The organism is Pedobacter sp. MC2016-05, assembly GCF_026239735.1.
Classification (GTDB): Bacteria; Bacteroidota; Bacteroidia; order Sphingobacteriales; family Sphingobacteriaceae; genus Pedobacter.
Genome location: NZ_JAPIVT010000007.1, coordinates 144,327 through 166,897 on the forward strand (window position 1 = coordinate 144,327; position 22,571 = coordinate 166,897).

At 38.7% G+C, this 22,571-nt stretch carries 23 protein-coding genes; 16 read left to right on the plus strand and 7 right to left on the minus strand.

What is annotated here, in order from left to right; genetic code table 11:
• Nucleotides 1-64 precede the first annotated feature (64 nt).
• The 3 genes from OQZ33_RS11605 (at nt 65) to OQZ33_RS11615 (ending at nt 3,366) form a co-directional block, all read left to right on the plus strand.
• Nucleotides 65-1,756 (plus strand): multicopper oxidase family protein, encoded by a 1,692-nt coding sequence (locus tag OQZ33_RS11605; protein ID WP_265799192.1) that lies wholly within the window; start codon nt 65-67, stop codon nt 1,754-1,756.
• Between the two features lie 3 nt (nt 1,757-1,759).
• Nucleotides 1,760-2,311 carry a hypothetical protein gene (locus OQZ33_RS11610; RefSeq protein ID WP_265799193.1) on the plus strand — a complete coding sequence of 184 codons (552 nt, stop codon included), beginning with the start codon at nt 1,760-1,762 and terminating at the stop codon, nt 2,309-2,311.
• 386 nt (nt 2,312-2,697) lie between these two features.
• The gene (locus tag OQZ33_RS11615) at nt 2,698-3,366 is read left to right on the plus strand and encodes a YceI family protein (RefSeq protein WP_265799194.1); all 669 of its coding nucleotides are present in this window, start codon (nt 2,698-2,700) and stop codon (nt 3,364-3,366) included.
• A gap of 137 nt (nt 3,367-3,503) precedes the next feature.
• Here OQZ33_RS11615 and OQZ33_RS11620 read toward each other — a convergent pair whose 3' ends face one another.
• From OQZ33_RS11620 to OQZ33_RS11630, 3 genes are read right to left on the minus strand one after another with little or no spacing between them, the layout of a single operon-like run.
• Nucleotides 3,504-3,965 (minus strand): DUF1905 domain-containing protein, encoded by a 462-nt coding sequence (locus tag OQZ33_RS11620; RefSeq protein WP_265799195.1) that lies wholly within the window; start codon nt 3,963-3,965, stop codon nt 3,504-3,506.
• A 51-nt stretch (nt 3,966-4,016) separates the two neighbouring features.
• Nucleotides 4,017-4,664 (minus strand): DUF429 domain-containing protein, encoded by a 648-nt coding sequence (locus tag OQZ33_RS11625; RefSeq protein WP_265799196.1) that lies wholly within the window; start codon nt 4,662-4,664, stop codon nt 4,017-4,019.
• 22 nt (nt 4,665-4,686) lie between these two features.
• Entirely contained in the window at nt 4,687-5,091 is a 405-nt protein-coding gene (locus OQZ33_RS11630) for a hypothetical protein (RefSeq protein ID WP_265799197.1), read from the minus strand.
• Between the two features lie 7 nt (nt 5,092-5,098).
• On the opposite strand from OQZ33_RS11630, the gene OQZ33_RS11635 reads away from it, so the two are divergent.
• The 8 genes from OQZ33_RS11635 (at nt 5,099) to OQZ33_RS11670 (ending at nt 11,977) form a co-directional block, all read left to right on the plus strand.
• Nucleotides 5,099-5,236, plus strand: coding sequence for a winged helix-turn-helix transcriptional regulator (locus OQZ33_RS11635; RefSeq protein ID WP_265799198.1), 138 nt, complete (start codon nt 5,099-5,101; stop codon nt 5,234-5,236).
• An 89-nt stretch (nt 5,237-5,325) separates the two neighbouring features.
• The gene (locus tag OQZ33_RS11640; protein ID WP_322975049.1) at nt 5,326-5,694 is read left to right on the plus strand and encodes a cupin domain-containing protein; all 369 of its coding nucleotides are present in this window, start codon (nt 5,326-5,328) and stop codon (nt 5,692-5,694) included.
• Between the two features lie 27 nt (nt 5,695-5,721).
• Entirely contained in the window at nt 5,722-6,453 is a 732-nt protein-coding gene (locus OQZ33_RS11645) for a M17 family peptidase N-terminal domain-containing protein (RefSeq protein WP_265799199.1), read from the plus strand.
• A gap of 177 nt (nt 6,454-6,630) precedes the next feature.
• On the plus strand, nt 6,631-7,233 hold the full coding sequence (locus OQZ33_RS11650; protein WP_265799200.1) for a YoaK family protein: 603 nt from the start codon (nt 6,631-6,633) through the stop codon (nt 7,231-7,233).
• Nucleotides 7,233-7,751, plus strand: a complete 519-nt coding sequence (locus OQZ33_RS11655; RefSeq protein WP_265799201.1) for a DsbA family protein — start codon at nt 7,233-7,235, stop codon at nt 7,749-7,751. The genes OQZ33_RS11650 and OQZ33_RS11655 overlap by 1 nt, the downstream gene beginning before the upstream one ends.
• Before the next feature lie 155 nt (nt 7,752-7,906).
• On the plus strand, nt 7,907-8,728 hold the full coding sequence (locus tag OQZ33_RS11660) for an alpha/beta fold hydrolase (RefSeq protein ID WP_265799202.1): 822 nt from the start codon (nt 7,907-7,909) through the stop codon (nt 8,726-8,728).
• Nucleotides 8,729-9,170: 442 nt separating this feature from the next.
• Nucleotides 9,171-9,773, plus strand: coding sequence for a ferritin-like domain-containing protein (locus OQZ33_RS11665; protein ID WP_265799203.1), 603 nt, complete (start codon nt 9,171-9,173; stop codon nt 9,771-9,773).
• 11 nt (nt 9,774-9,784) lie between these two features.
• Complete coding sequence (locus OQZ33_RS11670; protein WP_265799204.1) at nt 9,785-11,977, plus strand: catalase; 2,193 nt, start codon at nt 9,785-9,787, stop codon at nt 11,975-11,977.
• A gap of 63 nt (nt 11,978-12,040) precedes the next feature.
• On the opposite strand, the gene OQZ33_RS11675 is transcribed toward OQZ33_RS11670, so the two are convergent.
• Entirely contained in the window at nt 12,041-12,535 is a 495-nt protein-coding gene (locus tag OQZ33_RS11675) for an ankyrin repeat domain-containing protein (protein ID WP_265799205.1), read from the minus strand.
• A gap of 38 nt (nt 12,536-12,573) precedes the next feature.
• The gene (locus OQZ33_RS11680) at nt 12,574-13,188 is read right to left on the minus strand and encodes a hypothetical protein (RefSeq protein WP_265799206.1); all 615 of its coding nucleotides are present in this window, start codon (nt 13,186-13,188) and stop codon (nt 12,574-12,576) included.
• Nucleotides 13,189-13,405: 217 nt separating this feature from the next.
• Between OQZ33_RS11680 and OQZ33_RS11685 the strand changes: the two genes are divergently transcribed.
• Entirely contained in the window at nt 13,406-13,966 is a 561-nt protein-coding gene (locus OQZ33_RS11685; protein WP_265799207.1) for a fasciclin domain-containing protein, read from the plus strand.
• Between the two features lie 69 nt (nt 13,967-14,035).
• Here the strand turns inward: OQZ33_RS11685 and OQZ33_RS11690 are convergent, their stop codons facing one another.
• Nucleotides 14,036-14,860, minus strand: coding sequence for an SMP-30/gluconolactonase/LRE family protein (locus OQZ33_RS11690; protein WP_265799208.1), 825 nt, complete (start codon nt 14,858-14,860; stop codon nt 14,036-14,038).
• A gap of 132 nt (nt 14,861-14,992) precedes the next feature.
• On the opposite strand from OQZ33_RS11690, the gene OQZ33_RS11695 reads away from it, so the two are divergent.
• Nucleotides 14,993-15,757 (plus strand): hypothetical protein, encoded by a 765-nt coding sequence (locus tag OQZ33_RS11695; RefSeq protein ID WP_265799209.1) that lies wholly within the window; start codon nt 14,993-14,995, stop codon nt 15,755-15,757.
• Nucleotide 15,758: 1 nt separating this feature from the next.
• Here OQZ33_RS11695 and OQZ33_RS11700 read toward each other — a convergent pair whose 3' ends face one another.
• Nucleotides 15,759-16,811, minus strand: a complete 1,053-nt coding sequence (locus OQZ33_RS11700; protein ID WP_265799210.1) for an endonuclease/exonuclease/phosphatase family protein — start codon at nt 16,809-16,811, stop codon at nt 15,759-15,761.
• 293 nt (nt 16,812-17,104) lie between these two features.
• Between OQZ33_RS11700 and OQZ33_RS11705 the strand changes: the two genes are divergently transcribed.
• The 3 genes from OQZ33_RS11705 to OQZ33_RS11715 all read left to right on the plus strand — a co-directional run bounded on the left by OQZ33_RS11705 (nt 17,105) and on the right by OQZ33_RS11715 (nt 22,568).
• Complete coding sequence (locus tag OQZ33_RS11705) at nt 17,105-17,707, plus strand: RNA polymerase sigma factor (protein ID WP_265799211.1); 603 nt, start codon at nt 17,105-17,107, stop codon at nt 17,705-17,707.
• A 63-nt stretch (nt 17,708-17,770) separates the two neighbouring features.
• On the plus strand, nt 17,771-18,916 hold the full coding sequence (locus OQZ33_RS11710; protein ID WP_265799212.1) for a FecR family protein: 1,146 nt from the start codon (nt 17,771-17,773) through the stop codon (nt 18,914-18,916).
• A 43-nt stretch (nt 18,917-18,959) separates the two neighbouring features.
• A complete protein-coding gene (locus OQZ33_RS11715) occupies nt 18,960-22,568 on the plus strand; it encodes a SusC/RagA family TonB-linked outer membrane protein (protein ID WP_265799213.1) in 3,609 nt (1,202 codons plus the stop codon).
• The last annotated feature ends 3 nt before the right edge of the window (nt 22,569-22,571 follow it).

Here is a 22,571-nt window from a genome sequence, read left to right on the forward strand (position 1 = left end):
AACCAAAATACCACAACGATTATCATACGGTTTAATTCCAATTTTGTATCTAAATATCAGAACAATGAAAGCGAAAAATAACTCCTTACTTCTAACGGCAGTTTTGTTGTTAACGGCTTCCTCCGCATTTGCCCAAAAAGCAGTGCGATACGATTTGTACGTTAAAGACACGCTGGTAAATTACGCCGGAAAAGAAAAAAGAGCCATCGCCGTAAACGGACAAATACCAATGCCCACACTCACTTTTACAGAAGGCGACACGGCAGAAATTGTAGTGCATAACCAATTGAAAGAAGGCACCTCACTGCATTGGCACGGCGTGTTTTTACCCAATAAAGAAGACGGCGTGCCTTATCTTACGCAACCTCAAATCTCACCTGGAACTACGCGTAAGTATCGTTTTCCCGTTATTCAGAATGGTACGCACTGGTATCACTCGCATTCGGGTTTACAGGAGCAAATCGGGATGTATGGCAACCTTGTATTTCTGAAGAAAGCTGGTGATAAAACTTTTAGAGAAGGGATAGATGATTTGCCGACTGTACCCATTGTTTTGAGCGAATGGACCAATTTAAATCCGAATAACGTACACCGGATGTTGCATAACGCAAACGATTGGTCGGCGATAAAAAAAGGAGCCACACAGTCGTATGCAGAAGCCATTCGGGCAGGGCATTTCAAAACAAAAATCAACAACGAATGGAAACGGATGTTGGCAATGGACGTAAGCGATGTGTACTATGACAAAATTTTAATGAATGGTAATACTTCCACAGATTTAAAAAATATCGATGGCAAAACACTTAAAGCGGGCGATAAAGTGAGGTTAAGAATTTCAAACGGTGGTGCTTCCTCTTATTTTTGGTTGCGATATGCCGGTGGAAAAATTACCGTAGTAGCCAATGATGGCAACGACGTAACACCGGTGGAAGTGGATCGATTAATCATTGCTGTTTCTGAAACCTATGATGTGGTAGTCACCATTCCCGAAGACGGCAATGCATACGAGTTTATGGCCACTACCGAAGACCGCACCAATTCTTCAAGCTATTTTATAGGTAACGGCGTTAAAAAGCTGATTGCCCCGCTTCCGAAATTGAAATATTTTGAAGGGATGAAGATGATGAACGATATGATGAAGATGAATGGCGATTTGGATGATATGGGAATGAAAATGAGCCTAAATAAAATGGATATGAATGTGGTGATGTATCCTGAAATAACGGGTGAAATCGAACAAAAAGAAGGCCATAACAAACACAATATGGAGGATGAAAATCGTTCAAACGCTTTAGGCAAAATTAAAACGCTGAATTATGCCATGCTTTCATCACCTCACAATACTGAACTTCCCAAAGATGCTCCTGTAAAAAAAATAACCTTTACTCTTACCGGAAACATGAATCGCTATGTATGGAGTATGGATAATAAAGTCCTTTCTGAAGTGGATAAAATACCTGTAAAAAAAGGAGAAGTATTGCGCATCACCATTTACAATAATTCGATGATGCGACACCCGATGCACTTACACGGATTTGATTTTAGGGTAATCAATGGCAAGGGCGAAAAATCACCGCTCAAAAATGTGTTGGACATTATGCCAATGGAAACTGATACCATAGAATTTCTGGCAAACGAAGAAGGCGATTGGTTTTTCCACTGTCATATCCTTTACCACATGATGGCTGGTATGGACAGGGTTTTCGCAGTGGGCGATTACAAAAATCCATTACTTCCAGACAAAGAAAAAGCGTAAAAAATGTTGCAACACGAAAGCAATATGCCTCACTTTATGGCTCAAAATGATTTCGCAACCAACGGAAATGATGGAGAAGCAATGCTTCAAAATGCCAGATGGAGTTTGGGTACGGAATGGCGTTTAGGCTATAGCGACATGCATGGTTATGAAGTTGAAACCCACCTGGGAAGATACATCGGAAAAATGCAATGGTTTATGCCATTCATCGGTTTTGATTATCGATATAGAAAGATGGGAATGGACGAACAAGAAACCAATTTATTCGGACAAACAAACAAAAAAGACATCCGTAGAGCCGTTAGTTTAGGATTTATGTACACTTTGCCAATGTTGGTTAATTTCCAGGCAGAAGTCTATCATGATGGAATTGTTCGCCTTTCATTAATGCGGGAAGACATTCCCATTTCAAAAAGATTGAGGGCTGGATTTATGGTCAATACCGACAAAGAATTTATGGGTGATTTAAAATACATCATCACTAAAAATATCGCGATTCGTACCCATTATGATAGCGATATGGGCTTTGGTGTTGGGCTGTCGTTGAATTATTAAAACCGCAACGCAGAAAAACAGGATGACTTAGGGGTTAGTCAAGGGTCTGCAAACCTTTCATGTCGGTTCGAATCCGCCCCCATGCCTCTAATTGTAGAAGTTTTGGTAAACTACCGGAGCGAGAATTTCATTAATAATTGATAATATTTTGGAAACTGAAATTAGAATGAAGTGGGCTTGGTATGGTTGTCTTATACCCAATGATAGCAATCAAAAAGGCTAGATTTGTCCTGATGGATTTCAAAAATTTCATTTATGTATCAAGGTAAGTCATTGTGTGCAGGCATTTATTATCATACATCAATTGAAGAATGAAATTTGGGCACTACTTTTGACGAATGAGTCGTTCAAGAAATCAAACTTATAATTAATTTAAATTTCAAACCATGAGAAAATTATTTTTTGCGCTTCCGGCGCTATTTTTACTCGCATCTTGCGGAGGATCTTCAACTGATAATGCAAAAACAACGACTGAGCAAACCGCTGCAGCGCAAAAAGGTGAAACTTTAATGCTGGATACTGCTGGCACTTCAGTTGATTGGAAAGCGGCACACAAAGGTGGTTTAGCGCCACGTTGGGGGAAAATCAGTGTAGACTCTGGATCCATCTCAGTTGATAAAGATTCGTTAAGTGGTGGAGAATTCGTTATTAATTTAGGTTCGTTGAAAGTTGATCCTGCTTCAGTTACTGAAAAAGATAAAAAAGCAAGTGATTTAGAAGGACATTTGAAAAGTCCTGATTTCTTTGATGTAGCTAAATATCCGACTGCTAAATTTGTGATTACTAAAGTTGAGCCATTTTCTGGAACTCAAACATCTAATCTGTTGAAAAATCCTAATTATTTGATCAGCGGTAATCTGACTTTAAAAGACAGTACTTTGAATATCACTTTCCCATCAAAGGTAGAAGTTTCCGCTTCGGGCGTTACTGCAACTGCTAAGTTTGTAATTGATAGAAGTGCCTGGGGAATCAATTATAAAGCCGAAGGTAGTCCGGAAAACTGGATGATATCGAAAGATGTAGAAATTGGTTTAAACCTAAAAGCTAAAAAGTAACCCTTCAAAATTTTTTTGATCTTTTTGGTCAAGCTTAAAAGCGATACAGAATTTCGGCGCCCGATACATTAAGTGTTGGGCGCTTTTTTGTGGTTTCAAATGCAGAAATGTACGCCTTTTTTTTGATGATGTTTCTATTAATGGGAAGCGAGTTTATTAATAGATGAAATAATTTTTTTCTCCTGTGCATCTTCCGTTTTTTGTGAAATAATATCTTCGATGATGGCAGTTTGTTCACTTTCGTCCAGGCCTTTAAATTTTTGGTAAACATCTGCATCTTTCAGGCAATCTTTTATCTCCTGTCCATTGGTAAATCTATCATCAGAGGTCTTGATCATGGTAACGGTTACTTCATCGCCGCCACTTTTATTAATCGCTTTCCGAATCGTACCGTTTATCGAAATCCGTTTATCTTTATTTTTTAACGGAGCTAAATTCATGTCTTTGAATTCGTAACCATCTATGGTGCCTGAAACTTTCATAAAACCCCATCTGCCTCTAATGTCTTTAGTTCCCGGAATTACTAAATGATAAGTCCAGGCGCCTTTTCCGGGTTCGTGCTGAATCTTAAGTTTCTTATTTTCTAATAATGCTTTCATCACATCAAATATCTAAATTGAATCTTAACATTGAATACAATCATACAAAGCCTAATTCTGACTATTCAATTTCGGAAGTATAATCACGCCTTCGTCAGTATCGCCAATGGATTCATATTGTCCGTTTAAATAAAACAATCCGGCGAGTGCGGCGGTAATGGCATCAGCTTCATCGTGACTGATTTTGGTTTTCAGATAGTTTCCCTGTAGACCCAAACGGCTAATTCCCGCAATTAATTCTGGTAAACCTTTCTGTTTCCGCGTCAGGCCAAGAATATCCTGACATCCGCCGGGGAAAGTTTCTACAACATTAAATCCCAGCTGCCTGAATTTTGAGCTAAGTACAATACCTCTCAGCGTAAGTTTTTGCATACTTTTGATAAGCGGTGGATAGGATCTGATGCCTCGTTTCAACAGTAACCGTTCACATAATCGGGTTATCCCAAATTCCTGCCGTCCGGGATCCTCATCAAAAACAGAAATTCTTCCTTGTGGCAGAGTTAAAGGTGCATCTATACAAATCACCTGTGGATTTCTTGCGATAGTTTGCTCAATTAATTCCTTGTCAGATCGGATTCTTTTTGTTTCCACCACGCCATTTTGGAAAACTGCCCAGCCTGAAGGTTTTATTTCAGAACCTGTCAGATCAATTCCCACTGTAATACTTCCGGATGATTTTAGGAGTTCAATCGTTTCCAATTCGTTTTGATATTAGCTTGAATTACGAAAGGCTGGTGCTCATTTCCAACTCAGTTTTCTTATCCAAATTTAGGATTTTTCTCAAACAAAGCCTGGTTAACCCAACAACTTCAGGATGAGAAGGATAAGGTTTTATTGCAGAAAGTCCGGCAATCGCTTCTTCTCTTTTCACCGGAGCTTCTTCTCTCACGCCGTCAGCTAAGGCCTGTTCTAATTCTTCTGAATTAAGTTCTGTGCAATACGCAGGTGTTCCAGGCTGATGTCGCCAGGATTCCGAAAGATTTCCTGCATCAACTGTATCAAAACCCGCATCATTAATCAATTCTGCAAGCACTTTTTTTGATGAGGCGTCATCTCCTGCAACTGCCATTGCAATTCTGTCTTTTGTATCGGGTTCTTTTCTGCCATTTTCCAGTGTTTCCGCCAACAAGTTGTTGAAAGCCTTTACAACAGGTCTACCAAAAGCGCTGGCCAAAGAACTGAAAGAGCTGGAGCAGCACAAATTAATAGAGCGGATTGTCACCAATGATTATCCCGTAAATATTACCTACAAATGGACGCCTTACGCTTGATGCCTGTAACGGCTCTTTTTAGTTCGCCGTACCGCATCACATTTTCGTTGATAAATGATCATTAAAGTCCATTTGCCGCTTCTGGTTCTATTATCGAATTGCAACCTGGTGCGCTAAGAGAAATGCATTGGCACCCAAATGCAGACGAATGGCAATATTACATATCTGGTCAGGCAGAGATGTCGGTTTTCCTGGCGGAATCTACTGTGGTAACCGAACAATTTAACGCTGGAGATGTAGGTTATGTGCCAATGGGAGCGGGGCATTATATCAAAAACACAGGAGATACAGTTTGCAAAATCCTCATTGGCTTCAATAGCGGAACCTATCAATCTATTGATTTAAGCGAGTGGCTGGCTGGAAATCCTAAAGATGTAGTGGTAACTAACTTCGGATTAAAAGACGGTGAAATTGCAAAATTTCCGACTGAAAAAATCTTTATTCAACCTAAAATATAATTTCAAACCTCATTTAAACTATTGATTATGAAAACGACACAAATCAAAATTACAGCCCGCATCAGCTTATTTTTAGTGATGCTTTTGGGCTCGGTACAATTTTCTCTGGCTCAAACTTCAGTACCGACTGTAAAGGCCAATACCTCAAAAATTTGGGGTGCTGTAGATGGAATTGCCATCGAAGGGATGGTTCAAGGTCCTTCTACCGAAGTTACGCCGCTACAAATTGCCTGCGTTTTTGAATATAACGAAGGCGATATTTTCAACTCTCCACCAGCATTGCCCGAAGCGGTAAATGGAATGGTGCATCTTGATAAAAGTCTGAATGGTTTGATCACTGAAATCCGTAAGTCAGGCAAATTTGCGGGCCATTCTTTAGAAACCTTTTTAATTACGCCACCAGCCGGAACTATCGGAGCAAAAAAACTATTGCTAATCGGTTTAGGCGATCGAAATAAATTTACACCCGAGTTAATGAAGCAAGTGGCTAGCGTAGGTATGGAGGAAGCATTGCGATTAGGAGTTACTCAATATGCATTCGCAAGCGACCTCAAAGATGCGGGAATTGATTCTCCTACAGCGGAAGTTGCGGGTTATGGTGTAACTGGTGCTGTTAATGCCTACAGAACCCAGGTGTTTTTGAAAACGAAGAAGATGGCAAACTTTAAACCGATTCAAAAAATAACGTTATTGGCTGGCCCAGCTTACTTTACAACTGCTGGAGAAGGTATTAGCCAGGCCATTACAGCTTTAAAATAATTGAGAGTCGGTTATAAAGTTAAATTCTAAAATGCAACAGCCAATGGTTTCTTCAGTTAATAGCTCCTTACTGCCGGCACAGATAGCCTTACAAGAAAAGTTAGCCATATGCCTGGCTGTAGTTGCCGGATTTGTTGATGCAACGGGACTGATTAAGTGGAAAACTTACGTATCGTTATGAGTGGAAATACCACGCAGTTAGGATCAGCGATTTCTTCGGATCAATTCGGAACGATGATCATATCGCTTACTGTTATCGGCTGTTTTGTATGCGGCATTTACTTGGGAACCTGCTTATCATTATCGAAACTTAACAAAACGAAAGCTTTAACATTTTATCTCGTTTCTGGAATGTTAATCGTTTACACCGCGGCCGCCAATATTTTTGCGATACCAGCTATTCCATCTGTTGCCATTATTGGATTTGCGATGGGATTAATGAACACAATCGTAACCACCGTTGGCAACCAGAATGTGAATACCGATTTTGTAACTGGGACATTGAATAGTCTCGCCAGGAATACGGCAATGCTTACCATGAGCAATGACGAATTAGAAAATACAAAGTATAAATCAAACGCCACACACCTTTTACTGGTTTGGCTTGGCTTTTTATCCGGTGCATTTATGGCGCATTATGCCTTAATTATTTTTGGTGCCTGGATCTTGCTATTGCCTGCATCGGTATTGCTTATTTGCTCACTGTTTTATAAACCAACCGCAATTAATCCCGGTGCTGATGGAATTCTGGAAACTTTAGAAACCCTTAAAACTAAATAATGATGTCACTAAAACCAATCGTCAGCAATGCTGACCATGCACAAGGCAATATGGATGCAGACCTTGTTATTGTAGAATATGGCGATTATCAATGTCCATACTGCGGAGCAGCGTATCCTATCCTTAAAAAATTAATGAGTCAATTTGGAGATCAAATCAAATTTGTGTTCAGGAATTTTCCACTTTCAGAAATGCATCAATATGCCAGAGCTGCGGCGCTGGCTGCAGAAGCCGCTGGTTTGCAAGGTAAATTTTGGGAGATGCATGATGCTATTTACGTAAACCAGCGAGCGCTAAACGAAATGTTACTGATGAAGCTAGCTGAAAAATTAAAACTCAACATTTCTCAATTTGAGGAAGACATACAAAGTCAAAAGGTGGGAGAAAAAGTCGATTCAGACTTTGAAAGCGGGGTGATGAGCGGCGTAAATGGTACCCCATCGTTTTACGTAAACGGAAAAAAATTCGATGGTGGTGCAGAAGATTTACTGCAACTGATTAGCGCCGAAGAAGAATAGCATTGGTACAACAGCTGCGATATTTAAAATTAATGCCGAAAGCGATGGATTTTTATCATAGATCAATTTGATCTGAAATTCTCAAAGCTACATTTGTACTAGAAGTAATTAAAAAACCCTATAAATATTGATCATAAACTTAAAACTTAGAAACCATGAGTACACTAAAATTAAAAGACGGAACAGAGATTTTTTACAAAGACCAAGGTAAAGGACAAACTTTAATGTTTCACCACGGATGGCCGCTATCATCAGATGATTGGGATGCGCAAGTGATATTTTTCTTACAGAAAGGTTATCGCGTAGTCACTCACGACAGGAGAGGACATGGTCGCTCTAGTCAGGATATTTATGGCCATACCATCGAGCAATACGCGTCTGATGCAGCTGAACTGGTAGCGTTTCTTGATCTGAAAGATGTGATCCACATCGGGCACTCAACAGGCGGCGGCGAAGTGATTCGCTATGTGAACAAATATGCCAATGGCAGAGCCAAAAAAGCAGTTTTAATCAGTGCAGTTTCACCAATAATGGTAGCTAACGATAGCAATCCTGATGGAGTTCCGATATCGGTTTTTGACGGTATCAGAGAACAGACTTTGAACAACAGACAGCAATTTTATATCGATTTGACTTTTCCTTTTTACGGCTATAACCGAGAAGGTGCTAATGTGAAAGAAGGCGTACAGAGAAACTGGTGGAAACAAGGCATGATGGGCGGAATTGTGGCGCACTATGAAGGAATCAAAGCATTTTCTGAAACCGATTTCAGAGAAGATTTAAAAGCAGTGGATATTCCTGTGTTGGTTTTGCATGGCGAAGATGATCAGATTGTACCTTATCAAAATGCCGCTTTAAAATCAATTAAATTATTGAAAAACGGTACCATAAAAACGTATCCTGGTTTCCCTCATGGAATGCCAACAACTGAAGCAGCGACAATAAATAAAGATCTTTTGGAGTTTATTGAAGCATAGTCACAAAATTTTGGTAACTTCATTACCAATTACTTATATAAAAATAAAGCCTTTCATTTCTGAAAGGCTTTATCTGAAACAAACCATATTATAGATGGTATGGTTTGCAATCTATCTTTCTATCCTATCCAGGCATAGATCGTCCCGTGTTAAACTAGATGCTCCTAATTTGACATTGTAAATTTACCTATTGTAGCTATTGCGGTATATAGCCCTTTACTACCATTCTTATTTAGTTTTTTTCTCTATCAGATTGATATGTCTTTGATAAATTCATTGCCGAATTTCAATTAAGAAACTACTCATAAGTAGCAAATCAGCCTTTAGCGAGCTGCAGACACTGGCTTTCATTCCAAAATTCAGTTTGTAAATAGCTATTCCAGTTTTCGATAGCCTCTAAGAATTTTATCCATTTTCAGATTTAATTAATTAGCAAAACTTAATGGTAAAATCTATGGTTGTAAAAGAAAGCAACCCTACAGAACATACCATGAAAACAAAAGACACAGGAAGCGATCCAAAATTCGCATCTAAAACAACTGTTGACGATTCTCCGGCCTTAAACGATTTATTTAAGGATTCAATTGCAGATTTATATTGGGCAGAAAACCATCTGGTTAAGGCCTTGCCAAAAATGATTTCGGCAGCTACAGCAGATTCGCTTAAGAAAGCGATCACCTCTCATCTAGAAGAAACTAAAACACATGTAAAAAGACTAGAGCAGGTTTTTGAGCTGATGGGCGAAAAGGCTATCGCCAAGAAATGCGACGCCATGGAAGGTTTAACAAAAGAAGCGGAAGGAATTGTTGAAGAAACGCCACCTGGAACTGCAACAAGAGATGTGGGTATTATTCTCGCTTCGCAGAAAGTAGAGCATTATGAAATTGCCAGTTATGGCGGCCTTCATCAATTGGCCATTACTTTGGGTTTAACAGATGTTGCTGATGTATTGGCGCAAACGCTTGAAGAGGAAAAGTTAGCGGATACAAAACTAACTGATATTGCAGAAAACGAAATCAATTACAACGCGGCTGAGGAGGCATAAAGATTAAAAATATGGCTAAGAAAAATGCTGAAAATAATCCAGCGCCTGCACAGCAGGAAAATGATAAAACCAATAAACTAGAGGCTTTTGTGGCCGATTCGACTGGTCAAAAGCTCACCACCAACCACGGCGTTAAAATTAATGACGACCAAAATTCACTAAAGGCAGGAGATAGAGGAGCCACACTTCTCGAAGATTTCATCCTTCGGGAAAAGATTACTCATTTCGATCACGAGAGAATTCCGGAACGTGTTGTACACGCTCGGGGATCAGCAGCACACGGTGTATTTAAGGTGTACGAAGATATGTCTGAACTTACCCGTGCCGCTTTTTTATGCGATCCTGGTGCTGAAACCCCGGTTTTTGTTCGGTTTTCTACCGTAGCAGGTTCGAGAGGATCGACAGATCTTGCAAGGGACGTACGCGGATTTGCCGTGAAATTTTATACCCAGGAAGGCAATTTTGACCTTGTGGGAAATAATATGCCGGTATTTTTTATTCAGGATGCTGTTAAGTTTCCAGACTTGATACATGCTGTTAAGCCAGAGCCAGATAACGAAATGCCTCAGGCAGCTTCTGCTCACGATACTTTTTGGGATTTTATTTCACAGCTACCGGAGTCTGCGCACATGATTATGTGGGCAATGAGCGATAGGGCGTTGCCAAGAAGTTACCGGATGATGGAAGGTTTTGGTGTGCATACTTTTCGTTTCGTAAATGCAGAAGGCGTTTCCAACTTTGTTAAATTCCATTGGAAACCTTTATTGGGAGTTCATGCCGTAGCTTGGGATGAAGCCCAGAACATTTCAGGTAAAGATCCGGATTTTCACAGAAGAGATTTATGGGATGCCATCGAAGCAGGTGCATTTCCTGAGTGGGAATTAGGCGTTCAAATTGTTCCAGAGGCTGATGAATTTAAGTTCGAATTTGACATTCTTGATCCAACGAAAATTATCCCGGAAGAGCTGGTTCCTGTTCAAAGAATTGGAAAAATGACCTTAAATCGGAACCCGGATAACTTCTTTGCAGAAACAGAACAGGTGGCCTTCCATGTTGGTCATGTAGTGCCTGGGATAGATTTTACCAATGATCCATTATTGCAAGGCAGGTTGTTTTCATACACTGATACGCAACTTATTCGTTTAGGTGGACCAAATTTTCACGAAATTCCAATTAACCGTCCGGTAGTTCCGGTGCACAACAATCAACGAGATGGTTATATGCGCCAAACGATAAACCGCGGCAAAACAAGTTACGGTCCGAACGGTATCGCCAATCAAGATCCTCAGCAAGTAAAAGCTGCTGATGGTGGTTTCGTGAGTTATAACGAACGAATCGATGCCAAGAAAATCCGGGCGAGAAGCAGAAGCTTCTTTGATCATTTCTCGCAAGCAAGATTGTTTTTTAATTCGCAAAGTGATCCAGAGAAAAACCACATTATCGATGCGCTAAGTTTTGAGCTTGGTAAGGTTAAAGCGGTAGAAATTCGTGAGCGTATGCTGGCCGTTTTGGCGCAAATTGATAAAGGCTTAGCTGCGGAAGTTGCTTATGGACTAGGATTGCATATTCCAGAAATTGCTTTGGAAGATCTAAATAACAGTATTCCAGCAGATGCTGATCGAGCAGATTATGCTTCTGAAAATCCGGAAGGAAATTTGGCAAAATCTGATGCATTGAGTATGGTCGGAACAGTGAAGGACACCATTAAAACAAGAAAGATCGCAATTCTGGCAGCGGATGGTGTAGATGAAAAGGCATTAAGTACCGTTAAAACTGCTTTGTTAGCAGGAGGAGCTGTAGTACACATCATTGCTCCAAAATTAGGAGAAATCATTTCTAAAGGAGATCAAAAAATTGTACCTGATGAAAGTTTCCTTACAGCAGCTTCGGTATTGTATGATGCGGTTTATGTTCCTGGTGGTGCGAACAGTGTAGCCACTTTAGAAGCAGAAGCTAACGCCGTACATTTTTTAAACGAAGCGTTTAAGCATTGCAAGGCCATTGCCGCAGGTGATGAAGCCATACAGGTGTTAGAATCTACTTATTTCCATAAGAAGTTACCGGCTGAATATTCGAAAGAAACAGTGTTGAGAGAAGGGGTGATAGTTTCGGGAGATGTGAAAGAACTAACAAGCACATTTATTGAAATGATTGCCCTACATCGCTTTTGGGAACGTGAGAATCCACGGAAAATTCCAGCATAATTATAAAAAAAAGGCGCCATTTGGCGCCATTTTTTTGTTTTAAGGTTTTGTAAATAGTTAATGTTATCCTGCTATTTTTGCCAGGTGTGCTTCCAGCAACTCAATTCCTTTTTCATTCCCCTGCATCGCCGCAAAATCTAACGCATGTTGCCCTCTATTATCAAGTAAATTGGCGTCAGCACCGCTAGCCAGTAGTAATTGCAAAACGTCATTTCTACCAAACATCGCTGCAAACATTAATGCCGTTCCTCCGTTTCCATGTTTCAAATCTAAGTTTGCCCCATGCTCAATTAATAATTCAGCAATGCCGATATAACCCTTGAATGCCGAACCCATTAAAGCAGTATTGCCGCCAAAATCAGCAGCATCAATATCGGCACCATGCTCAATTAATAATTTGGCTGCTTCCGGTTGATTATTATAACAAGCGATGATCAGAGGCGTATATCCCTTTTCATCTTGAAAATTTAAGTCTGCATTGCGATGAATCAATTCATTTAAAATTTCAATTTCTCCTTTTCTTGCAGCTGGTATAATGAGTAAGTTTATGTCGTTCATGTTCATACAACTTCGCTATGATTTAAAAGTTTTAAAAACTATTTTCCGTACACAAGTATCTTTAATTCTTTCCCTTCCGTACTTTGCTGCAGTTTATTGCTCAAAGCCGAAAAGCACTTTTCATAGTCAATACGTTCAGTGAACATTCGGTTACCCCGAAATTTTAAAAGTGCTTTTAGAAAGCTAATTGCAATTGCAGCATCAGGATGTGATGAGAAAAACTCCAGGTATTTTTTATTCCTGATCGTCGCCCTCATACCATCCAGATCGATATTTAACTGTCCACCTCTAACTTGAGCGCTATCAATTTCATCGGCAATGTTAATGGTGGTGTTATTTTCAAAAATCAACATTCGGTAAGATCTCGGCAGGAAAGCATAAATCTTTCTGGCTTCTTCATAAGTTTTAGTCGAATCCGGGCCGAGAAAAATAGTGATTTGCTTATTTTCCATTTCACATGGTTTTTTAAATGCAAACGCGAAATCTTTCCCATTTATCGGTTGAAAATATTGCTTTCTTGAGTTTAGATCATAAATGAAAACATACTTATTGTTCGCGGTAAATTTAATATGGCCGGTTAATTTTAGGCTATCGGTTTGAGCAAATGCGTTAAATGCTGCCAGGAAGCCGATCATCAATAAAATTTTTTTCATAAAGAGTATTGTTAACTTTAGATAACTGATGTAAAGTATTTAATTTACTTTATATATCCAGCGCTAATTGGCTTTTTCTACCTCTTCAAATCCCCTTCTGATTAATTTATTTCAATTTAAAATTCTGTTAATCAACTGTTTGATTTTAAAATTGATTTTTAAAAATCCAGGGTTAATCACTTTTGCGTAAATGATGTCATAACAGAAACAAAAAACCATGAAAAAATTATTTTTATCGGCAGTGGCTATAGTAGCTATCGCAATCGCATCAAACACATCAGTTCAGGCTCAGGAAAAAACCAAAATGGTTGGCGGCGCTGCAATGTATCCATCGAAAGACATTGTAGACAATGCAGTGAACTCAAAAGACCATACTACATTGGTTGCAGCAGTTAAAGCAGCAGGTTTAGTAGAAACGCTAAAAGGAGCAGGCCCGTTCACGGTGTTTGCACCAACAAACAGTGCTTTTGGTAAATTACCAGCAGGTACAGTTGAAACATTGGTTAAACCAGAAAATAAAGCAACGTTAACCAAAATCTTAACCTACCATGTGGTATCAGGAAAGCTAGATAGCAAAGCAATTGCAAAAGCAATTAAAGCTGGTAAAGGAAAAGCTGAATTAACCACAGTTGAAGGTGGTAAACTTTGGGCTTGGATGGAAGGCAAAAAATTAATGTTGAAAGACGAAAAAGGTGGTATGAGTACCGTTACAATAGCTGACGTGTATCAAAAAAATGGTGTTATCCATGTAATCGATACCGTTTTAATGCCAAAATAATCATCCCTATAGTAATGTTAAAACCGCATCGAAATGTTTCGATGCGGTTTTTTTATTTATTGCATAATGCTAAAATTCCATTTTATAGGCGATCACTGAATTGGCATTAAAAGTTGGGACATAAAGCATTTTGCTTTTCGGATCGTAGCCGATATCTGCAGTGTTCATTTTACCTCTCACATCCAAAAGCTTTTGCCTATTGCCATCTTTCTTGATGTGGTAAATGATTCCTTCCCAACAGGTAACAATAAAATTCCCCTTTCCATCAGGTTCGAGGCCATCGCCAGAAGCTTCCAAACCTTCAGCTATTTGAGTTGCAACTTTATGATTATCAAACTTTAATAATTTTGTACCTGACAACACATGAAGTTCATTGTTAATAAATTTTAAACCGTTAGCAGCTGTTACATTTTTCAAATAGATTTCGCTTTTGTTATTAATTATCCGATGAATTTTATTTGTTCTCGTATCTGAAACATAAATTATTCCACGTTTATCTATCGCAATATCATTCAGGAAAACAGCTTCCGGAACTCTTATTGATGCGGTGATTTTAGCAGTGGCCGTATCGATCTCATGTACCACATCAAGGTCGGCCACATAAAGTTTTCTACCGTAAATTGCCATTCCTTTCGGCGCATTTAAACCCGTAATCCAGGTTGAATTTTTAGTGCTACCGTCTCGATTTAAAATGGCTATACTGCCTGCGGCGTCTTTCTTATTCGCCGCACCATCAATCAGCGATACATACATTTGTTGTTTTTGGGGGATATAAAGAACCGATTCAGGTACGGCAAGCTGATCTTTAGACTTCCATATCTCTTTCAAACTGGTGCTTTGAGCGTTTGAAGATAATGCTACAAAAAGCAATGTAGTGGAAAAAATGTATTTCATGTTTTGAATTTGGAGGATGATTAGCAAAATATAAAATTTAAAATCCCGATACAAACTTTTATGTAAATCACCCTTTGAGGTATTGCATCCTACCGTGATGTGTGGCAATTTTAGTAAAAATAAAAGAGGGTTATGTTACACCAAATAATAGTGCTGGTTATGATGCTTTCTCCTTGCGGTGAAACAGATGCACAAAACAAAAAAGTGGTTAAAAAAGCAATTGTGGTAAAGCAAGTTTCGCCATTATTTGTAGGCAATTATGAAGGAATCAATAATGCTAAAGCCATTTCAATTAATTTGAAAGCCGATGGAGCTAAGGTTTCAGGATCATTAATGATGAATGGAGAATCAGCGAAAATTTCGGGCATTGCTTCAAAAAATATTGCCAGTGGGAAAATTATCGAAGATATTAGTGGTAAAGTCTATGCTTTTAATGCAGAACGAAAATCAAACACATTATTCTTTTCGATTACTTTTCCAGAGTATAATAATCAGGTGGTTAAAATGGAGCTCACCAAAATCAATGCGCTAAACACTGCCATTTTAACCAAGCAAAGAGATTCGAGATTATTTGGCACCTGGCGCAACACCGAAGTCATCAGCAGTGGGAGTGGAGAGTTTTATTCATCTTTTTCTACCGATTATTTCCTTACGCTCAATGCGGATGGAAGCGCCTTTGCTTGGTCTGGAAAAAGCGCTGGCGGAACCAAAGATGTTATGGTTGATGCCAATGGAAATGGTAAAGCCCAAAAGATGGAGTGGTACACGCAAGGTAAAAGTCTATTTTTTGTTGATACTTTAAGTAAAAAGCAATCATCGGTAACCTTTTATGCGGAGCCAGCCCGAATGATGTTATCTACCAACAATAGCAAAAAGGTTTACCATCGAATGAAGTAATTTACTCTACTTCTGCATTAACTTTCTCTTCTGCCAGTTCAAGATCTTCTTGTGTGGCTTGCGGTTTTTCATTTTGGCTTTCTGCCTTCGGGTTATGTTGCAATTCCACGCACATAGGGAAGTGATCGGAGCCACAATTTTCCAGGCGTTTGATAGCGTTAAGCGTAAAATCTGTTGAACAGAAGATATGATCTAAAGGAAAACGCAAGAAAAAATAATTGGCATTAAAAGAGTTGAAAAATCCTCTGCCGCGTCTTGGGTCAAGCAATCCGCTAATTTTACCGAATAATTCAGTGGTATAACTCCAGGCGACATCATTCAAATCGCCCATCACAATCACTGGGTATTTATCATCTTTTGCTTTGTTTGCCACCAACAAAATCTCTTTGTCCCGCTCTGTCGATCGAGGATTTTCTTGCGGTACTGGTGGCTCGGGATGTAAACAAAACAATTTAATCAACTGTCCTGATGGTAATTTCACCAGAGTTTCAATAGAGGGAATATCACTTTTGACGAGGTAATTTACCTGACCATCAATTAATTCATATTTAGAGTATAACAGCATTCCGTAGGTATTTTCCAGCGGAATTTTAACTTGATGTGGATAATCGTTGCTTAGAAAATCCATTTCCTGCTGCCACCATAAATCGGTTTCTACCAATAGAACCACATCTGGCTTGCACTCGGCGATGATTGTAAGATATTCATTCGCTTTTCTATTCTCCTGAAAAACGTTTCCGATGAATAATTTTAGGGTAGAAGAAGTTTCCTTGTTTTTAGAATCAATAATCTGTTTTTTACCAAAAATGGTGAAGGGAATAATCAGATATAATAAATAAAAAAGGTTAAGCAATAAAGCAACTATAATAACGAGATCAACTGTGGTTTTTGGAAAATCAAATAAAAATATAATCCCAACCAGCACCAGGTTTAATGCCAGCTTTTGCAACCTTGGGTATTCAAACACCCTGAAAATCCAGAAGTCGTGACGGATGAACGGAATCAGTGTTGAAATGATAATCAACAAACTAAGAGAAAATAGAACTGAATGCATCAAATAGGAAAGTTCGGCATGCGACCGAGCGCTTTAAGTTTAGTTTACAATTTTTAGAACGTATTTAACACCGCTTTGTTTGTTTTGACTGCGTGAAATACTTGATTCAGCCTTGGATTTTTAATTGATAGGAGTCTTGTTCGCTAATTTGCGAACGCCAATCTCAATTGTAAAATCCTCAAGGGCATCTGTTTAATGTAAAATATGACTGAAATTCTTTAAATTTAATTCATATTGGTTGTGGTTTCAGGATTTCTTAACATTTAATTAGCATAATTTGTAGCTTTGACAAAATGTCCCTTGAAAATCTGAACGATAGCGACGAATTAAGATACCTCGAATACTTAAAAAGTGGTCGCAGGGAGGGTTTTGATTTCATTTATTCCACTTATAGCCGGCTGCTATTGCCAAAACTGCAGCGCATGGTTAAAAATAATGAAGTTGCTGATGAGCTTTTGCAGGATATTTTTCTAAAAGTTTGGATAAACAGGAATGATATCGACTTAGCTAAATCTTTTAAAGGCTGGATTTTTACCATTGCGCAAAATACAGTTTATGGTTACTATCGAAAATTGGCCTTAGACATCAAAATGCAAAAATACCTGATCGAAACCTTTGCAGAATTTTACAATCAAACCGAAGATTACATTTTTAACAAAGAACGTTACGCCTTACTAAATTCAGCGATAGATAAATTGCCAGCTCAACGCAAGGAAATATTCAACCTTTGTAGGTTAGAAGGCAAAAGTTATCAGGAAGCTGCCGAAATTCTAGCAATAAGTCCTTCAACTGTGAGTAATCAACTGGTAAGTGCAACGAAATATGTAAAACGATATGTTTTTTTTCATTCCCAGGAGTTTATTATGCTCTGTATTCTGGCTTACTTAAAAAAATAACAAAAAAAAATCAAAGTGCGATAGTGTGTTTGTCCATCTCGTGCATAATATATAATGACAACGATGGAGAAAAACTCAATAAAACCAGAACTATTCGAAAGATTTATTGCTAATGAGAGCAATGCTGCGGAGCTTAACCAGCTTTTTCAGTATTTTGAAGCTGCTGATGAATTGGAGTTGAAAAACTTAATTGCCGCTGAAATTAAAAGTGGAGCCGAAGACTTTGATCTACTTGGAAGCCAGAAGCGTCTGGATGAGGTTCATGCCAAACTTACTGAACTTCTTTTTGAGAAGAAGAGAAGTAAAGTTTTAACCTTGGTAAGAACTGGCAGCTTGCTTAAAATTGCTGCAAGTCTCCTCATCATTTCACTATTTGGCTTGCTTGCGTACAGGCTTTTAAATCCGGATCACCTAATTATTCCAGGAACTGCAATTGCCACATTAAGTTTTGATGGTAAAAAGACTAGACTTGGGGTAGGACGTGACACAACGATTTATCAGAAAAAAGGCATTCAAGTAAGTACAAAAGCCGATGGCACTATTGTTTACATGGCTGTAAATGCTGATTCGGCAACGGCCTCGAGGTTGAACACGCTGGAAACGCCGAAAGGTGGTGAGTACAAAGTTACTTTGGGCGACGGCTCAATTGTAATGCTCAACGCTGGCTCGAAGCTAACTTTTCCAACAGATTTTAGAGGAACTGAAAGGAAGGTTTCTGTAGAAGGTGAGGCCTTTTTCAAAGTGGCCAAAAATGCCGCAAAACCATTTATTGTTGCCGTTGCTGGCAGTGAAATTAAGGTTTTAGGGACGCAGTTTAACGTGAGCAGTTACCCCGAAGATCGGGAAACAACCGCAACATTGTTAGAGGGAAGCATTCAGTTTTCAAATGCGGGTCGCGAGGTTATTTTAAAGCCAAACCAACAGGTTTCTGCAGGCTACAGCAAATTAGAGTTGAGAAATGTTTCGGCCGATGATTTTGCAGCATGGACCAAAGGTGAATTTTTGTTTAACGATGTTCCGCTGAATGTGGTGATGCAAAAACTTGGGCGCTGGTACAAAGTTGAAGTCGATTTAGCTGCGATGCCGCAGAAAAACCTGTACATCAAAATATCCCGCAAGGCGGATATTGATGAGGTTTTAGAAAACATTTCAAAAGCAACCGGTTACCAATTCGAGATCGAATCGAATAAGATTGTTTTAGAGAAGTAAGATACCCGTCGTCGTCAGTTAACAACCAACCAAACTAAATTTTATGACAAACCACTACTTTCGCTTCGTCCGATCGGGATGCGGCTATTTATTAAACTGGTCGGCATTTCTATGCATCGCGATGCTAGTTTCGCTAGATGTATCGGCGCAAAACAACCAATACAATTTTGTTAAAGCACCGCTGAATACCGTTATTTCGGAAATTTCGACCAAAACCTCATATGAATTTGTATATGATGCGGAACTGGTGAAAAAAGCTAAGCCAATCAGTTTAAGCCTAAGTACCACTAGTATCAGAATATTAATGGATGAGGTGGTTAAGGGACAAGATTTTACTTACGAAATTAACAATAACAAAACAATTGTACTAAAAGCCATTGCTCAAAATCTGGAAGAGTACATTGTTCATGGGATGGTTACCGATAGTATTGGTGGGCCGCTTCCGGGAGCATCGGTAAAATTGAAAGGAACAACAAGGTACACGCTTACCGATGGTAATGGGCATTTCAATATTACTCTAACGGGCAAATACACTTCATTAGAAATTAATTATGTTGGTTACCTGCCAGAAACTCAAAATATTGATAGGAATAAGACCTCTCAGATATTAACAATAAAACTAAAAGCAAATTCATCATTATTGAATGATGTTGTTGTAAATGGGTTTCAGTCGTTACCTGCCTCACGGGGTACTGGTGCAGCTGCAAGAATCGATAATAAAATGCTGAACGAAAACATCAACACTGATATATTAAGTGCATTAGAAGGTCGTGTTGCAGGATTGGTTTATGTTAAAAATGCAAACGGAATTGGTGCTGATCGTCCTGTTTTAAGAGGCCAAGCAACTTTTTCATTTACCGGTTTAACGAGAGATCCTTTAGTTGTAATTGATGGTTTACCGGCAGAAACTCCTTTAGAAGAAATTAATCCTTATGATATTGAATCGGTTACTGTTTTAAAAGATGGCGCTGCGGCTTCAATATATGGATCAAGATCGGCAAATGGAGTTGTTATTTTAACAACAAAGAAGGGTGATAGTCCTTTAAAAATTTCTTTAAATACCGACTTTTTCATCGATACAAAACCGACTTTCGAAAGTATGCATTATGCATCAACTACTGATATTGTGGATTTTGAAACAGATGTTTATAATAGAGAACGTGCTCGTTATGCCAATACTGAAACGATGTTTGCCGCTTATGGAACAGTTGCTAATGGAAGTATCAAATATTACAGTCCCTTATATCAGTTATTTAGAGATAGAGATGCGGGCAAAGTCACAATTGATCAGTTTAACCAACAATTGGCATCATTTAAAAATGCAGATTACTATGAGCAATATCGTGATAATGTATGGCAAAATGCTTTTCGACAACGCTACAACTTGTCTTTGAGTTCAGCAAGTTCTAAATCGAATACTTTTGCATCCATTAATTATGACCATTCTGCTCAACGTATTATGGGTAATAACGATCAGAAAATTACCTTATATTTTAAAAATACCTATAATATAAAGAAATGGCTTAGTACAACTATAGGTTTTAATGGAGCGTATTCTACTTCCCAATCGACAGATGGTAGTTATAGCTCATATACAGCGCTTCAACCAAGATATGCGTCTATTGTAAATCCAGATGGAAGTCTGGTTTACGCTAACTACGTTAAATTGGCTGATGGTTTTGCAGGTTCCGAAATCAATGGGGCTGTAGCGAATGCTTTGCAAAGTACACCTCAATATAAATCCTACCGCTTCAATATTTTGGAGTCTTTAAATGAAGGGATAATTGATGCTAACACAGTTTCTCTGAGAGCATTTGCTAATATCCAAGCGAAGATTATGGATGGGCTGAATTTCTCCAGTCAGATTCAATATGAAATGGGGACTACCAAAACCGAACAAATTTATGATGTAAACTCCTATAAAATGAGAGCCGCATATAATGCCCTAGTAGGTTTTACACCTGCTACAAATGCCTTTACTTATGGATTGCCTACAGGTGGCAGGATTAGCCAGGGTATGCAGCAAAATAATGCCTACACTTTCAGAAACCAATTGAGTTTTGATCGATCTTTTGATGGTGGTAAACATTCAATTGCAGCAGTTGCCGGTATGGAAATGCGACAAACATTTTTACCAATTGGAATGACAGACATTAGATACGGTTTTGACCCTGTTACACTTACTTCAACATTAATTAATAACCAATCTATAAGTCAAACTGGCTTGCCAAGTTATATTTTTGGCGGCAATAAGACTTTAGGTGTGGCAGGGCGCACTTTCCAAGAAACCAAACATAGAAACATATCAAGCTTTGCCAATGCAAGTTATACATACCTAAATAAATACAATGTTACAGGAAGTTTCAGGATAGATCAGGCAGATTTTTTTGGTGCAGATCCTGAGTTTAAAAATAGACCACTATGGTCTGTAGGCATCGGTTGGAATGCCAGTAATGAAGAATTTTTGCAAGCCCAACCTTGGATCAACTTGTTAAAACTTCGTGCAACTTATGGTATTAACGGTAATCAAAATACTGATGCTACAAAGTTCCTTACTGCCAGAAGAGTAAGTGATAACCTTTTCCCAGCACTTCAATACCTGAATATCGTTGGTATTCCTAATCCAAAATTACGTTGGGAAAAAACTGAAACCTATAATGTAGGGATTGATTATGCTTTTTTAGGAAATCGTTTAAGAGGTACTATTGACTTTTATGATAGGAAAAGTACTGATTTAATGGTAACAACAGATCTAGATCCAACTGTAGGATCGGCATCTTTGTTAATTAATAATGGAGTACTAAGAAATAAAGGGATTGAATTCACAGTTGGTGGTGATTGGTTAAAATCTGGAGACCTGACGCTTAGCTCAACATTTGTGCTCGGGTTTAACAGGAGCAAAATTGGAAAGGTAAATAGGGCACTTGCTACAGCACCTTCATATGTGGGCTCTCCACAAACCTATTATACAGAGGGCACAGATTATAATACTTTGTATGCTTACCGTTATGGAGGGATGATTAATGGTTATCCTTATTTCTTAGATGAAAATGGTAGGGCAACACTCGAATTTGATGCGGCGGGAACTCCGATCGTATCTACCAGTAGAGACATTAATAATTATGCTGCATTAGTAAGCATGGGTACACTTACACCAACTTATAATGGATCACTTTCTCAACGCGTTACCTATAAAAATTTTGATTTAAGCGCCTTGTTGATCTTCTCTGGTGGTAACGTAATGCGGAAAGATGTTACGCCACTTGGAAGTAACGATATCTCCGATTTGGGTATTACACAGCGTTATAAAAACGGAATCACGCCAGAATTACCAAGACTTCTTGTTGATTATTCTGATGCAATGCAAGCCAGAGCATTATCCATTTCATCTATGTGGCAAAATGCCGACGTGAATGTGGTAAAAGCTGATTACGTTAAACTGAGAAGTGTTTCTCTTGGTTACAGTTTGCCAAAACAGTTTATCAAGAAGTTCAATATTCCATCAGCTAAATTTACTGCACAGGTTAACAATCTGTGGTATGCAAGTGCTGCCGGAGATGATATTGATCCAGAATCATATTCACTGAACTCGGGTACAAGAACCCTTCAAAATCCGAAATCATTTGTATTGGGCATCAACTTAACTTTTTAACGT